The 14,710-nt window shown below is 71.1% G+C and carries 13 protein-coding genes; 6 read left to right on the forward strand and 7 right to left on the reverse strand.

Features of this window, described 5'->3' with window-relative positions; all coding sequences use genetic code 11:
* Positions 1 to 66 precede the first annotated feature (66 nt).
* Positions 67 to 714: a ThuA domain-containing protein gene (locus tag ACFY5C_RS23410; RefSeq protein ID WP_389447088.1), complete on the forward strand. Its 648-nt coding sequence runs from the start codon at positions 67 to 69 to the stop codon at positions 712 to 714.
* Between the two features lie 114 nt (positions 715 to 828).
* On the opposite strand, the gene ACFY5C_RS23415 is transcribed toward ACFY5C_RS23410, so the two are convergent.
* From ACFY5C_RS23415 to ACFY5C_RS23430, 4 genes are all read right to left on the reverse strand, one after another.
* Positions 829 to 1,986, reverse strand: coding sequence for a ferritin-like protein (locus tag ACFY5C_RS23415; protein ID WP_389447089.1), 1,158 nt, complete (start codon positions 1,984 to 1,986; stop codon positions 829 to 831).
* A 189-nt stretch (positions 1,987 to 2,175) separates the two neighbouring features.
* A complete protein-coding gene (locus tag ACFY5C_RS23420; RefSeq protein WP_389447090.1) occupies positions 2,176 to 2,640 on the reverse strand; it encodes an SRPBCC family protein in 465 nt (154 codons plus the stop codon).
* 117 nt (positions 2,641 to 2,757) lie between these two features.
* The gene (locus ACFY5C_RS23425; protein WP_389447092.1) at positions 2,758 to 3,810 is read right to left on the reverse strand and encodes a LacI family DNA-binding transcriptional regulator; all 1,053 of its coding nucleotides are present in this window, start codon (positions 3,808 to 3,810) and stop codon (positions 2,758 to 2,760) included.
* A gap of 396 nt (positions 3,811 to 4,206) precedes the next feature.
* Positions 4,207 to 5,220: a hydroxyacid dehydrogenase gene (locus ACFY5C_RS23430; RefSeq protein WP_389447094.1), complete on the reverse strand. Its 1,014-nt coding sequence runs from the start codon at positions 5,218 to 5,220 to the stop codon at positions 4,207 to 4,209.
* Between the two features lie 230 nt (positions 5,221 to 5,450).
* Between ACFY5C_RS23430 and ACFY5C_RS23435 the strand changes: the two genes are divergently transcribed.
* Complete coding sequence (locus tag ACFY5C_RS23435) at positions 5,451 to 5,639, forward strand: hypothetical protein (protein WP_389447096.1); 189 nt, start codon at positions 5,451 to 5,453, stop codon at positions 5,637 to 5,639.
* A 41-nt stretch (positions 5,640 to 5,680) separates the two neighbouring features.
* Entirely contained in the window at positions 5,681 to 7,261 is a 1,581-nt protein-coding gene (locus tag ACFY5C_RS23440; RefSeq protein ID WP_389447098.1) for a carboxylesterase/lipase family protein, read from the forward strand.
* Positions 7,262 to 7,828: 567 nt separating this feature from the next.
* On the opposite strand, the gene mmuM is transcribed toward ACFY5C_RS23440, so the two are convergent.
* Positions 7,829 to 8,752, reverse strand: coding sequence for a homocysteine S-methyltransferase (mmuM, locus tag ACFY5C_RS23445; RefSeq protein WP_389447100.1), 924 nt, complete (start codon positions 8,750 to 8,752; stop codon positions 7,829 to 7,831).
* Between the two features lie 76 nt (positions 8,753 to 8,828).
* The gene (locus tag ACFY5C_RS23450) at positions 8,829 to 9,089 is read right to left on the reverse strand and encodes a hypothetical protein (RefSeq protein WP_389447102.1); all 261 of its coding nucleotides are present in this window, start codon (positions 9,087 to 9,089) and stop codon (positions 8,829 to 8,831) included.
* Positions 9,090 to 9,233: 144 nt separating this feature from the next.
* On the opposite strand from ACFY5C_RS23450, the gene ACFY5C_RS23455 reads away from it, so the two are divergent.
* Together ACFY5C_RS23455 and ACFY5C_RS23460 are read left to right on the forward strand one after the other, a co-directional pair.
* The gene (locus ACFY5C_RS23455) at positions 9,234 to 10,352 is read left to right on the forward strand and encodes a family 43 glycosylhydrolase (RefSeq protein ID WP_389447104.1); all 1,119 of its coding nucleotides are present in this window, start codon (positions 9,234 to 9,236) and stop codon (positions 10,350 to 10,352) included.
* A 1-nt stretch (position 10,353) separates the two neighbouring features.
* Positions 10,354 to 11,766 carry an RICIN domain-containing protein gene (locus tag ACFY5C_RS23460; protein ID WP_389447106.1) on the forward strand — a complete coding sequence of 471 codons (1,413 nt, stop codon included), beginning with the start codon at positions 10,354 to 10,356 and terminating at the stop codon, positions 11,764 to 11,766.
* Positions 11,767 to 11,773: 7 nt separating this feature from the next.
* Here ACFY5C_RS23460 and ACFY5C_RS23465 read toward each other — a convergent pair whose 3' ends face one another.
* Positions 11,774 to 13,435, reverse strand: a complete 1,662-nt coding sequence (locus tag ACFY5C_RS23465) for a rhamnogalacturonan lyase B N-terminal domain-containing protein (protein WP_389447108.1) — start codon at positions 13,433 to 13,435, stop codon at positions 11,774 to 11,776.
* A gap of 186 nt (positions 13,436 to 13,621) precedes the next feature.
* Here ACFY5C_RS23465 and ACFY5C_RS23470 point away from each other — a divergent pair, with 186 nt between their 5' ends.
* Positions 13,622 to 14,644 carry a rhamnogalacturonan acetylesterase gene (locus ACFY5C_RS23470; RefSeq protein WP_389447110.1) on the forward strand — a complete coding sequence of 341 codons (1,023 nt, stop codon included), beginning with the start codon at positions 13,622 to 13,624 and terminating at the stop codon, positions 14,642 to 14,644.
* Positions 14,645 to 14,710: the final 66 nt, after the last annotated feature.

Raw genomic sequence — 14,710 nt, forward strand, 5'->3', positions numbered from 1 at the left:
ACGGGAGTGCGCGAGGGGCTGAAGCAGCCCGGTATCCCGGGCGGTTGGGCCGCTACGCTCGACCGTATGTCCGTGCGACTGCTCGTCTACACCCGCACCACCGCCTACCGGCACGCCTCGATCCCGGCCGGCGTCGAGGCCGTACGCACCGTCGGCGACTTCGCAGTCGACCACACGGAGGACCCCACGGCCTTCGAGCAGCCCCTCGACGGTTACGCAGCGGTCGTCTTCCTCTCCACCAGCGGCGAGGTGCTCACCCCCGCCGGGCGCGAGCGGCTCGCCGCGTACGTCGACGCGGGCGGCGGCTTCGTCGGCGTGCACGCGGCTGCCTGCACCGAGTACGACTGGCCTTACTACGGCGAGCTGTTGGGCACGTGGTTCGACCGGCACCCCGAGTACCAGCCGGGCAAGGCGGTCGTCGAGGACCGCGAGCACCCGGCCACCCGGCACCTGCCCGCCGTATGGGACTTCGTCGACGAGTGGTACGACTTCCGCACCAACCCCCGAGGCAGGGTACGGGTGTTGGCCGGCGCCGACGAGTCGTCGTACGACGGAGGCGGCATGGGTGGGGACCATCCCCTGGTGTGGTGCCGTGAGCAGGCAGCCGGACGCGTCTTCTACACGGCGCTCGGCCACGCGCCCGAGGCCTATGTGAACCCCGGCTTCCGGGCCCACCTCCTGGGCGGGATCGAGTGGGCGGCGGGACTTCGCTAGAGCAAGCGGTCCGGCGCCTCAGCGCGGTCCGGGACGCCGCCCGGGCCGATGCGGACGGGCCCCGGCGCGGTCCTCTCGCGCCGGGGCCCGCCGTGCACGGCTGCCGTCACGGGGTCACGATGCCGGGAGCCGCCTGCGGAGCGCGCGGAACTGGGGGCCGTAGGTGCCGGGGACGTAGGGGTTGCGGGTCTCCATCAGCTCCACGGCGGGCCTCTCCAGGCCGTGCATGGCGTGGATGGCCGCGCCCAGGGTGCGCTGGCCGCCGCCGGCCCAGGCCGCGTCGAGAGTGTCCAGCACGGTGCTGTAGGTGGCGTCGAACTGGTGCAGGAGCCGGCGGACCTGGGCCGGCGGGCTGGGCCAGCCGCCGACCGGGATCGGGGCCATGGGGCGCACGTCGGGGAAGGGCACGGGCGCGCCGACATACCGCCAGCCGTCCTCGGTCCGGCGCAGTTCCCGGCCGTGGTAGATCTCGCCGAAGGCGTAGTAGTGCGCGGGGTGGTCGTCCTCGAAGGAGGCGGACGGGGAACTGGTGGTGCCCTCGCCCTGCTCCATGATGATCCGGATGGCCTGCACGACGTGGTCGAGGTTCGCGATCGGAGACAGATCGTCGGCGAAGACGTACTGGGACAGCTGTCCCTGCACCGACAGTTCCGGCCGCACCGTCCGGAACGCGTTCAGCAGCCCCTCGTAGAACTCGCCGACGGTGGGGGAGGCCTGCACGCTCCGGACGAGCGATTCCTCGGGGGCCTCGATCGCCATCATCACATCGCGCACGTAGGCCTTGGTGAGGCCCGACAGGTAGACGTGCACTCCGGCACGGACACCGCCGGGCAGCGGGCCCGGGAAGACGGGTGCGGCCGCCTTGATCTGCGGTCTTGCGCCCACGGCAGCGAGCAGATTGCAGGTGATGCCGAGGTGGTACATCTCGTCGCCGACGATGCGCTGGATCAGTCGCGCAACCTCACTGCGACGGTCCTTGACGGACCACAAGCCGCAGAAGTAGGGCGGGATGGTGGCGAGTTCCAGTGCGACGGCGACCTGAAGGGCCGACCTGATCCAGTCGACTCCGCGGCCTTCCTGGGGAACGGCCAGCAGCCGTGCCACGGACCCGAGGGCGGGCGCCGCGAGCGCACCGCCTGCCGGGGGCGCGGCAGCCTGCGCGGGACCGGCGACCGCGACCGCGGCCGGGGTGCCACTCGCCAGCGCGGCCGACGCCAGGAAACTCCTGCGCCTGAACGGGGCAACTGTCTGCCTGTCCGGCTCTTCGCTCATACCCGTCACTCTCGACTCTCGCCTCAGCTCATCGTCATGGCCCCGCCTCGGCTCGATGCCCCGGGACCCTCGGACAGCTCGCGAAGCTAGCAATGATCAACGTCGCCACCAGGGCGGACGGGCCGGGGGGCGCATCAACCACCCTGTCGGTCCAACGCGATCAAGGTAGGCACAGCACCGGAGAACCGCTCAGTGCACGTGGGCGTCAACGGTCCTGTCGTCCGCCTCTTGCACCGCGATCCGGGCGAGTTTCGTCAGCATCATTCCGTTGCGGATCCGGACGAGATAGTCGACGGGGAGCCCGTGCATACGGACGCCGGGGCCCCGCAAGGCATGCCAGTCGAGGATGAAGAGGGTGTTCTCGCCCCACGGGATCAACTGCATGGCGATGCGTGCCGCACCGAAGGGGTCGGCCTTCGCCTCCAGCTCCAGACGGCGTTCCGGTTCGCAGATCCGTACGACGCACGTGTCGTCCAGGACCGCGGGGCCGACGCCGACCCGGACCTGCAGACGGGCGCCCACAGCGGGCCAGTGCGGATCGGCGGCGCGGACCTGCTGGGTTCCCGACACCCACTCCCCGTAGCGACGGCCGTCGGACAGCAGGCTCCAGACCTTCGACGGGGAGCTCAGGATCAGACGGCGGTTCCGGGCCACACCGACCACGCTCCTTCTGGACGATCCTGAGCTGTTCGACCTGCCCTTCGACGTTAGCGGCCCCGGGCACCCCCAGCACCCGTTGTGGGGGCCTGCCCGGCCAACCAGGTGAAGGACTCAGCGGGACGTTCCCCGCGGCCCCGCCGTGCTCGCCCGCTCCACCAGCCGTGTCGACAGCTCCGTGCGCGTGCTCTCCGGCCGTTCGCCGTCCATCATCCGCACGAGCAGGTGCAACGCCGTCGCCGCCATCTCCGACAGGGGCTGGCGGATCGTCGTGAGGGCCGGGGCGAGCCAGCGGGCCTCCGGCAGATCGTCGAAGCCGACGACACTCATGGCGTCGGGCACGCTCAACCCGCGTTCGGTCAGCGCCTCGTAGACACCCAGGGTCATCCGGTCCGAGCAGACGAAGACGGCTGTCGGCGGCTCGGGCAGGTCGAGGAGTTCCAGCATCCGGCGGCGGGCGAGACCCTCGTCGAAGCCCGCGTGCCGGACATACTCGGGACGGTGCCGCACCCCGGCCGAGGCGAGCGCCGAGCGGTAGCCGGCCACCCGTGCCGTGCTGCACATCTTGCGCTGGTGACCGGCGATCACGGCGATCCGCTCATGGCCCAGTGCCAGCAGATGCTCGGTGGCGAGGACGCCGCCGTGCCAGTTCGCCGCGCCCACCGACACCACGCCCGGCGGCGGATCCAGCACCGGGTCGATCATCACGAACGGGACGCGGTGCTGCTCCAGCCACGCGTACTGCGACGCCGTCAGCTCGGCCAGGTTGAACAGCACCCCCGACGAGCCGCGCGCGATGAGCTTGTCCAGCCAGCCGCGCTCCGGACGGCCGCCCCGCGTCCGGGTCAGCCCGGCCGAGACCACCACCTCCAGCCCCGCGTCGTGGGCCGCCGCCTCCACCCCGTGCAGCACCGCGCCCGACCAGGAGCTGTCCAGGGAGTGCACGACGAGGTCGACCAGCCCGGGCGTCTTCGCCGCGTCGAAGCGCGGTCTGCGGACATAGCCGAGCCGGTCCAGGGCCTCGGTGACCCGGCGGCGGGTCTCGGGGGCCACGTCCTCCCGGCCGTTGACCACCTTGGACGCGGTCGGCACCGACACCCCGGCCTCACGGGCGACGACCGCCAGGGTAGGACCGGCCGCCACGCTCGCACCGCCCGTACGGACCATCGGGAACCACCTCTCCGGCCCGCCCGAGGGCCCTGAAAAGTTTCGACCAGCGCGGAAACAGTAAGCGCTTCCTACCCTAGGTTCGCCGCGATGAGTCCGAAAGAGGCCGGAGTTCCAAGGACTGCACGGACCGCGGCTTTCGAAACTCCGAACGCGCCGGGCGTCCCCAGCAGGTGAGACGGAATCCTGAAGTCGGCCGTGAACGCCGAGTCGACCAGAAACACCGAGTGCGGCCCGACGCCGGGCATGTTTCAGGTGGGTGGGCACTCGCTCAACGCCGGACAAGCGCCCACCGACCTCACCGGGCCGACGACACCGGCTGAGTCACCCCGTAGGCGACGAGCCGGACAATCGGCAGCTCAGCTGCAGGACCGGGCCGCCGCACCGCCCGCACCCTCAAGCCACCCGCCCCAAATCACCCTCCCGAACTTCATGCACCAACCCCCCGCCCCCCACCACCCGCTCCAACTCCTCCACCACGATCCGCCCGAGCCGCTCCAGCTCGTTCCCGAGCGACCCGGCGATATGAGGGGTCAGGAAGACATTGGGCAGGTGATACAGCGGCGACCCGGCAGGCAGCGGCTCCGGTTCGGTCACGTCGAGCACCGCGTGCAGCCGCCCGGAGACAAGCTCGTCCGTGAGCGCCACGGGATCGACCAGCGCCCCCCGCGAGGTGTTGATCAGTACGCCCCCGTCCCGGATCAGGCTCAGCCGCTCCCCGTCGAGCATCCGGTACGTCTCGGGGATGTCCGGCGCATGCAGGCTGACGATGTCGCTGCGCCGCAGGAGCTTGTCCAGCGACACCAGTTCGGCGCCCAGTTCGGCGGCCTCGGTGGCGCTGACGTACGGATCGTGCAGCAGCACCGTGAAGTCGAACGGCCGCAGCAGCTCCAGCAGGCGTCTGCCGACCCGCGACGCCCCGATGACGCCGACCCTGCGGCCGACGTTGCCGGTCGCGGCGGTCTCGCGATGCGTCGGGTAGGAGTGGGTGCTGCGAAAACGTTCCCGGTGACCGAAGGCGTCCTTCCCTGTGAGCAGGATCATCGCCAGCGTGTACTCCGCGACCGGCAGGGCGTTGCCGGTCACCGCGCTGGAGACGGTGACACCGGCCTTCCACAGCGCGTCGCCGACCAGCGAGCGGACCGAGCCTGCGGCGTGCAGTACCGCGCGCAGTTCGGGCGCGGCGGTGAGGACGTCGGTGCCGAGGCGGGGGCAGCCCCAGCCGGTGATGAGCACCTCGGTCCGGGAGAGGACCCCGGCCGCTGCCGGGTCGGTGAAGTCCCGTACGACGAACGTGGGGTCGAGCTCGGCCGCCTGCCGCAGCCGGGCCATGAGCGGCGGCGGGAACAGCAGGGGGAGGTGCACCGGATCCATCGCGAACACGGCCCTCAAGGGATGCGGGCTGGGCATGACTCTCCTGAGGCGCCGAGTTGAGTACTGAGTCGAGACACTGGCGACGCTGAACGGAAAACGTGTCAGAAAGCGCCTTCTACCGTAGATCTGGTCGTTGGACGGGTCAATCGGTGAGATTGAGGAGCGAAGCTCCGCCCTGGCTCGGGGCGGCGAACTGGACCGCTCCAGCACCGAGTTCGACGAGGTGAGCATCACCCGCAGCTGACCCCCTCACGGACTGGGGAGGCATGATGTGCTCCTCGGTCGGCCCGGAGGGCGGCGGCGGTGACCACGGATCCGACAGCGGCGGCTTCGGCACGCTCGGCTTCGGCACGCTCGGCTTCGGCACCCTGATGTACGCCAAGCGGCCGGGTACGCCGAATAGCCCTCACAACCGCTCGTTCGCCGGAATATCGGGCCACAATGAGTTGCTCTGATCTTCGCGGTGCACGAGCGCGGTGAGGAGGCTGGTGGACGTATGACGGCAGTCCAGGCAGATCCCGTGGTGAGCACGCCCTACGGTGCCGTACGGGGCCGGTACGAACAAGGCGTCGCGGTGTTCCGGGGCATCCCCTACGCGGCGCCGCCGTTCGGCCCGCACCGGTTTCGGCCGCCCGTGCCGCCGGATCCCTGGGACGGTGTGCGCGAGGCCGCGGACTTCGGGCCGACGCCGCCCAAGCCGCCGTACTCCGAGGCCTTCGCGCAGTACCTGTCCGACCCCGTCGTGCCCGGCGACGACTGCCTCAACCTCAACGTCTGGACCCCCGAGCCGGGCCCGGCGGCCCGGCTCCCCGTCATGGTGTGGCTGCACGGCGGCGCCCTGACCCGCGGCTCCTCGGGCGTGCCCGTGTACGACGGCCGGCCCTTCGCCCGCGACGGCGTCGTCCTCGTGTCCGTCAACTACCGACTGGGCGTCGAGGGCTACGGCTACTTTCCGGACGCCCCCGCCAACCCCGGCCTGCGCGACCAGCTGGCCGCCCTGGAGTGGGTGCACGCCTCGATAGAGGCGTTCGGCGGCGACCCCGGCCGTATCACCCTGTTCGGCCAGTCCGCCGGCGCGATCAGCATCGGTGCGCTGCTCGCCGCCCCGCAGGCCCAGGGCCTGGTCCGGCGGGCGATCCTGCAGAGCGGGCCGCCCGAGGCCGCCGAGCGGGACAAGGTACGGCGGATGGTGCGCCGTATGGCCACCCGGCTGAAGATCCCGGCCACCGCCGCGGCCTTCGCCGACGTCGACCGAGAGCTGCTCCTGCGCACCCAGGCCGACGTGAGTCGGCTCAGCAGCCCCGTCGTGGGCGGGCCCGCCTTCGGGATCGTCGTCGACGGCGACATCGTCCCCCAGGACCCCCTGGAGGCGCTCACGGAGGGTGACGCCGCCTCAGGCGTCGACCTCATGCTGGGCTGGACCCGCGACGAGTACCGGCTGTGGCTGGTGCCCGGCGGGCTCTTCGAGCGCGTGGACCGGCTCGGCGCGGTCGCCCTGGCCGGTGCCATGGCCCGCTGCCACGTCGGCGCCGACGTGCCCCGCGGCTACCGCGCCCTGCACCCGGAGGCCGGCACCGCCGAGATCGTCGGCCAGATGGTCACCGACCACCTGCTGCGCGGGCCCCTGCACCGCCTGGCCGACGCCCGCCCCGGATCGTCGTACGTGTACGAGTTCGCCTGGCCCTCCACCCTCCCCGGTCTCGGCGCCTGCCACGCCCTGGAGCTCGGCTTCGTCTTCGACACCGGGGGCGTTCCCGAGTCCCGCAAGCTGGCCGGCGAGGGAGCGCCGCAGGAGCTGGCTGACGAGATGCACCGCACGTGGGTGCGGTTCGCGGTGGAGGGCGACCCGGGGTGGCAGACCTGGGACGACTCGCACCCGGTGCGGATCTTCGGCGACGGTGAGACCCACACCGCGTTCGGCCCCCGCGATCCCGAGCTCGCCCTGTGGGCCACGGCCGCCCCGCCCGAGGCCCTGCCCACGTCGGCCCTTGCCGACGGTGCGCCGCCCCCGCGCGGCACGGAGATGCGATCGGTCGTACGCCGGCTCCGCCTGCCCGGCGCGGTACGCCGCCACTGACACCACGGCCACGCCGCCCGGCCCTGCCTCCCCGGGGCCGGCTCTGCTCCCGGCGCCGGGGGACGCGTCGGCGTCGGCTCCGGCTGAGTGAGGGCGTGCCCCTGACCGGGGCCGGGCGGATCGCTCCGGCGCGGACCACCGGGCCACCATCCGCGCGCGTCCAGCCGGGGTGGGAAGGCGTAGAGCCCGGGCAGTCCAGGGCGGGAGCGCGACCCGGCGGGGCCCGGTTCGCCGACCTGGGGGCGGGCTTCGGGCGATGACACGTCGGGCGCTGGGGTGTCCTGCGTCAGGGGGTTAGCGTCCCCGTGTCGGGTGTCGGGTGTCGGGCTGTGGGCCGTCTGGAGTCGGGCGTGCCGTGGCGGGGCTTTGGGGTGTGTCGAGTCGGGGCGTTGGTGGCCCCGCGTGGGGCGTCGGGCATGCCCTGTCGAGGCTTCGGGGTGTGCCGTGTCGGGGCGTTGGCGTCCCCGCCTCAAGCGTCGGGCCGTGCGTCAACGATCCGTGACCGTCGGTCGGCGCCCCCTCCGACCGTGGCTACCGCCGCGAGGCCCGAGTCGGGCGCGCGCTCCGCTACCGCGCCGCCGACAGAGTCCGGGCGATGGCGCCGATCCCCTCCGGGCCGACCCGGCAGCACCCGCCGATCAGCCGTGCGCCCGATGCCCGCCAGGCCTCGACCTGCTCGGAGACGAAGCCGGCCTCGCCGGACCAGGCCCGGGCCTCCGCGTCCCAGGCCTCGCCGCTGTTCGGGTAGACCACGACCGGCTTGCCGGTGACGCGCGCGGCGATCTCGACGGCTCCCTCGACATCCTGCGGCGCGCAGCAGTTCACGCCGACCGCGATCACCTCGTCGGCGTCGGCGGCCAGGGCGAAGGCCTCCTCCAGCGGCTGCCCGGCGCGGGTGCGGTCACCGGCGACGGAGTACGACAGCCAGGCCGGTACACCGAGCCCTCGCACCGCCCGCAGCAGCGCCTGCGCCTCGTCGGCGTCCGGGACCGTCTCCAGCGCCAGTACGTCGGGCCGCGTCCCGGCCAGCACCTCGAGGCGGGGCCGGTGGAAGCGTTCCAGCTCGTCGACGCTCAGCCCGTACCGCCCCCGGTACTCGGAGCCGTCCGCCAGCATCGCCCCGTACGGCCCGACCGACGCGGCCACCCACAGCGGCCGCGTGACACCCTTGCCCCGCGCCCGCCGGGCCGCCTCCCGGGCCAACTCCACGCTCAGACCGAGCAGTTCGGCCGCCCGGCCCTCCGAGATCCCGCGCTTCGCGAACCCCTCGAAGGTCGCTTGGTAGCTCGACGTGATCGCGACGTCCGCGCCCGCCTCGAAGTAGGCGAGATGCGCCTCGGTGATTGCCTCGGGCCGCTCCGCGAGCAGTCGCGCCGACCACAGCTCGTCGCTCAGGTCGTGCCCGGCGGCCTCGAGTTGGTTGGACATCCCGCCGTCGAGCACGACGGTCCCGGCGGTGAGGGCTTCGGCGAGGGTGATGGTGCTGGTCATGATGACGACGGTAGTCGAGGTGGGGCGGGGGACCAGCAGGTGGGACGACTCTCGGCGCCCCTCGAGCCCCCGCTCCCTACGCCGTGTGCCGCCCGCCCCGCCGGCGGCCGCGGCCGCGCCCGAACCGCGGCGCCGGTCCCGACGCCACGGTGACGACCGTGTCGCCGCTGAGCGTCACGTACCGGTCGGAGAGGACGTCGGCGGTGACGTCCCGGCCGGCGGCGAGCGCCGGGGGAGCGACAACGGTCAGGGCGGCGGCGCCCGCCAGGGCACCGACGGCCGCTGCTGTCCTGTGGGTATGGCTGCGCACGTGATCGGGGACGGGCGGAGCTGGCATCCGATAACAGAAACCTGGCCCTTCTCTTCGTCGCGCCGGACTCGTTGACCTCCTGGTAACACACCCTTACCTTTCAGTCGTTCGTAATGACAGATCCTGTTCGTTATCTCGAACGTCCGGACATTCCCCGAGAGGTCCCCCCGCATGAGCCGCGATCGCGATCTGCCCCATGTGCCCTCTGCTCCCCAAGTCCCCAGCCGCAGACTGCTGTTGAAAGGCGCCGCAGCCGCCGGAGCCCTGACCGCAGCCTCTGCCCTCCCCGGTGTCGCCCACGCCGTACCCCCGAAGGCGGCCCCCTACGTGAACCCCCTCGTCCGGCAGCGCGCCGACCCCCACATCAACCGCCACACCGACGGCTTCTACTACTTCACGGCCACCGCCCCCGAGTACGACCGCATCGTCCTGCGCCGCTCCCGCACCCTGAACGGCCTGTCCGCGGCCGCCGAATCGGTCATCTGGCGGGCCCACCCCACCGGAGACATGGGCGCGCACATCTGGGCGCCGGAGCTGCACCGCATCGGCGGCAAGTGGTACGTCTACTTCGCCGCCGCGCCCGCCGAGGACGTGTGGCAGATCCGGATCTGGGTCCTGGAGAACTCCCACCCCAACCCCTTCAAGGGCACCTGGGTCGAGAAGGGCCGGATCAGGACCGCCTGGGAGACCTTCTCCCTCGACGCCACCACCTTCACCCACCGCGGCTCCCGCTACCTCTGCTGGGCGCAGCACGAACCGGGGCTGGACAGCAACACCGGTCTCTTCCTGTCCGAGATGGCGAACCCGTGGACCCTGTCGGGACCTCAAGTGCGGCTGTCCACACCCGAGCTGGACTGGGAGTGCATCGGCTTCAAAGTCAACGAGGGCCCGTACGCCCTCAAGCGCAACGGCCGGATCTTCCTGACCTACTCGGCCTCCGCGACCGACCACCACTACTGCGTAGGCATGCTGACCGCCGACGCCGACGCCGACCTGATGGACCCGGCCAACTGGTCGAAGTCCCCCACCCCGGTCTTCACCAGCAACGACACGACCGAGCAGTACGGCCCCGGCCACAACTGCTTCACCGTCGCCGAGGACGGCCGCAGCGACGTCCTCGTCTATCACGCCCGCCAGTACAAGGAGATCGTCGGCGATCCGCTGAACGACCCCAACCGCCACACCCGCGTCCAGAAGCTCGGCTGGAACCCGGACGGCACCCCGAACTTCGGCATACCCGTGGCGGACACGGCCGCCGCGACCGCCACAACCGTCGAGGAGAGTGCGTGAGATGAGACGTGCCCAAGCCGCTCTGCTGGCCCTCTGTCTGGCCCTCGCCGGCGCCCTGGCCACCGCGGGGCCCGCCCAGGCCGCACCACAGATCCTCACCAACGGCACCCAGTTCACCGACACCTCGGGCAACCCCGTGCACGCCCACGGTGGCGGTGTCATCAAGGTCGGCGCGTACTACTACTGGTTCGGCGAGAACCGAAACGCCGACAACACCTTCCGGTACGTGGATGCCTACCGCTCCACGGACCTGAAGAACTGGGAGTTCAGGAACCACGTCCTGACCGAGGCCTCCGACCCGGAGCTCGCCACCGCCAACATCGAGCGCCCGAAGGTCATGTACAACGCCGCCACCGGCAAGTTCGTCATGTGGATGCACAAGGAGAACGGCGTCGACTACAGCGAGGCCCGCGCCGCCGTCGCCGTGTCCGACACGGTCGACGGCACCTACACCTGGCAGGGCAGCTTCCGCCCGCTCGGTCAGCACATGTCCCGCGACATCACGGTCTTCGTGGACTCCGACGGCGCCGGATACATGATCTCCGCCGCCCGCGAGAACTACGACCTGCAGATCTACCGCCTGACCGCCGACTACACCGGCATCGCGAGCCTCGTCGCCGACCCCTGGCACGGCGGCCATCGCGAGGCCCCCGCCCTGTTCAAGCGAAACGGCGTCTACTTCATGCTGACCTCGGGCGCGACCGGCTGGAGCCCGAACCAGCAGCAGTACGCCACGGCCACCAGCATCGCCGGTCCCTGGACCGCGATGACGAACGTCGGCGACTCCACGACGTACGGCTCACAGACCGCGTACGTCCTGCCCGTGCAGGGCAGCTCGACCACCTCCTACCTCTACCTCGGCGACCGCTGGGGCAACTCCTTCGGCGGCACCGTCAACGACTCCCGCTACGTCTGGCTGCCGCTGACCTTCCCCTCCTCGACCTCGATGTCCATGTCCTGGTCCCCGGAGATCACCGTCGACACGGCCACCGGTTCGATCGGCGGGACGAGCGCCACGTACAACACCCTGATCGCACGGCACTCCGCCAAGTGCGCCGACGTCACCAGCCAGTCGCTGTGGCAGGGCGCCCAGATCAAGCAGTACGACTGCAACGGCGGCAACAACCAGAAGTACTGGTTCAGGTCGGCGGGCAGCGGCTACTACCAGCTGATGGTCAGGAACAGCTCCCTGTGCGTCCAGGAGAACGCGAACACGGTCACCCAGGAGAACTGCAACGCCTCCTCGACCGGCCAGCAGTGGTCGGTCACCACCACCGGCTCCTATGTGAACATCAAGTCCCGCGCGACCGGGGAGTGCCTGGACGTGAACGGCGCGTCCACCGCCAACTCCGCCGCGGTCATCACGTACACGTGCAACGGGGCGACGAACCAGCAGTGGACGCGCGGTACCTGAGGTGGCGTCAGGCGAGCAGGTCGATCGCGTCGATCGACGTGCCCGCGCTGAGATAGCCGGTCGAACCCGAACCGCTCACCACGTCGATCCTCAGCACGTTGTACTGGCCGGTGTCCGTGAGCCAGGCACTCGCCGGGACGCTGTAGGTGAACGTGTGGTTGTTGCCCCGGTAGGACCCGTTGGTCAGGGACCGGGTGCCCGGCTGCGTGGGCGGGGAGGGGATCGCCGAGGTCCAGCCGTTGACGCCGATCTGCGGCCGGCCGTTGGCGTAGGCCGTCGTCACGCCGATGCGCAGGGTGTGCGCGGCGGCCGCCTGGGCCGCGGTCAGCCTGAAGTACACGAGCAGGCCGCTGTTGACGTCCTTCCAGAGGTAGCAGGGGAAGGACGCCGTCTCGTTGTTGCCGATCACCACGTTGCCGGTCCAGGCGGCGGCCCGGACGTCGGACGGATGCGCGTACGTCATCAGGTCGGCGTTCTTGAACCCGCTCGGCGTGCCGTTCCAGTCCCCGATCCGCCAGATGGCGGTGGCGTTGCTCGGGTCGTTCGAGGACGGTACGGCGATCGTGTTGAGGGTGGTCGTGCCACCGGCGGCGACGGTCACCGACCCCGTGTACACGGCGAGTTCGCCCTTGAAGACGGTCAGCGTGTACGTCCCCGGCAGCACACCCCCGATCGAGAACCAGCCGTCCGACGCCCGAGCCGGACCCCAGTACTGCGCAGCCGAGTTGGCGAGCCCGACCGTGTACGGGTACGCCGCGTTGCGCCCCGTGATCCCGACCCCGGTCACCTTGCCGCGGCCGCTCGCGCCGACGTACCCGGACATGCCGAGCGAGTCGGCCCACGACGTGGTGAGCGTGCCCGGGAACAGCGACGAGGAGGGCGCCCCGCCGTCCGTGAGGGCGATGACGTACGGGCCCTGGAGGCCGAAGCGCTGGTCCTCGGTCTGGTTCTGGCCGTAGTACAGGATCTCGTACAGGCCACCGCCGTCCGCGCTCTGGTGGCGCAGCAGTGAGCGGTAGAACGGGCCGCCGGACGCCTTCTCGTGGTTGCTGCGCACCATCCACAGGCCGACGCCGCCGGCCGACCAGCCGACGTAGTCGTAGTCCGTCACCCGGCGCTTCGCGTAGTGCTTCGAGCGGGTCTGGCCGTCGGACTTCGCGAACACGTCCGAGGCCTCGATGGTGGTGGGCGCGTAGGTGTAGGAGTCCGGCTCGTCGTTGAGGAACAGGCCCTTCTTCACGCGCAGGATGTAGCGGGTCGCCGAGACCGACGTGTCGGCCTTGTGGGTCCACAGGTAGATGTTGTTCTCGCCGCTGCGGGCGGCGTAGTAGTGCCGCAGCGTGCCGTACGCGACCGAGATCAGGATCGTCGAACCGGACTGTCTGATGGTCACCGTGGACGTGCCGAGGCCGGACTCGATGTGCGAGTTCATGCCGCCGTAGCCCTGGTATTCGGTGCCGCGGTAGACCAGCGAGGTCAGGTCGCCGTTGCTCTTGCTGACCTTGAAGACGAGGTTGGCGCCGGTGTCGACGACGTAGTTCGAGCCGTCGTCGCTCCAGCCGAAGGCCGCGGCGCGCGCTGTGCCGGCGAGGGCCGCGGTGCCTGCGGCGGCCGTGGCGCCGAGGACGAAGGTGCGGCGGCGAACGGATCTGTCGGGGGATCCGGACATGGGGGTGCCTCCTTCGGAGTGTGGGGTGCGGGTGCTGTGCAGGGTGACAGTTGAATCGATTTCGCGAAAGGGCTTGCGCAGGCTTGGGCCGTGCAGTCCTCTAATTGCTCGTCATACTCTAGAAAGCGCTTGTCCGTACGGGTACGGTCCAGGCGCAGCCGGGTCCAGCCGAGCGAGGAGTCGCGGATGAGACGATTCAGTGCCGTCGTACTGGTGGCGGCCACCATGGGTGCCGTACTGGCGGGGGTGCCGGCCCATGCCGCCCACGCCGACTGCACCACCACCGCCTGCCACTTCGACGTCCCGCCCGGCACGTACGACGTGAAGGTCCTCCTCGGCGGCGAGGCCGCGTCGAGCACGAGTATCACCGGGGAGACCCGCCGCTCCCTGCTCCCCGAGACGGCCGCCGAGGCAGGCGAACGCGTCGCCCGCAGCTTCACCGTGCACGTCCGCACCCCCGAGGGTGAGCCCACCGGCCCCGGCGGGACGCCCGGCCTGGACCTGCAACTCGGCGGATCGGCCCCCGCTCTGGCCGACATCAAGGTCACCCCGGCCCGGCACGCCCGCCAGATCTTCCTCGTCGGCGACTCCACGGTCTGCGACCAGCCCGGCGCCCCGTACTCCGGCTGGGGCCAGCAGCTGCCGCAGTACCTGCGCAAGGGCCTGTCCGTCGCCAACTACGCCGACTCCGGGGAGAGTACGGTCAGCTACCTCACCGATCCGCGCCTGTGGGCCACCGTCCGGCCGCAGATCAGGCGCGGCGACCTGGTCCTGATCCAGCTCGCCCACAACGACAAGACCACCGATGAGGCTACGTACCGGGCGAATCTGGAGACCCTGGTGGCGGGCGTGCGGGAGAAGGGCGGGGAGCCGGTCCTGGTGACGCCCGTCGTGCGCCGCTGGTTCAACTCCGACGGCACGCTGGACAACGGCACGGCCCTCCTCGTGAACGGCCTGGGCGTGGACCACCCCGCCGTCATCCGCTCCGTCGCCGCCGCACACGACGTCCCCCTGATCGACCTGACGGCGAGGACCAAGGCGCTGGTGGAGTCCCTCGGCGTCGAGGCCTCCAAGGCGCTCTACCTCTACAACGAGAAGCGGGACAACACCCACACCTCCGTGCACGGCGCCACGACGTACGCGGGGCTGGTCCGCGACGAACTCGTCGCCCGGCATCTGGTGCCGGAGCGCCTGATGCGGGTGGGATGAACCCCTGGGGCGCTCCGACCGGAACCGGGGCGTCCCAGGTCCGGACCGAGCCGGCGAGAAAGAGAT

The sequence above is a fragment of the Streptomyces sp. NPDC012935 genome (assembly GCF_042900345.1).
Lineage (GTDB): Bacteria > Actinomycetota > Actinomycetes > Streptomycetales > Streptomycetaceae > Streptomyces.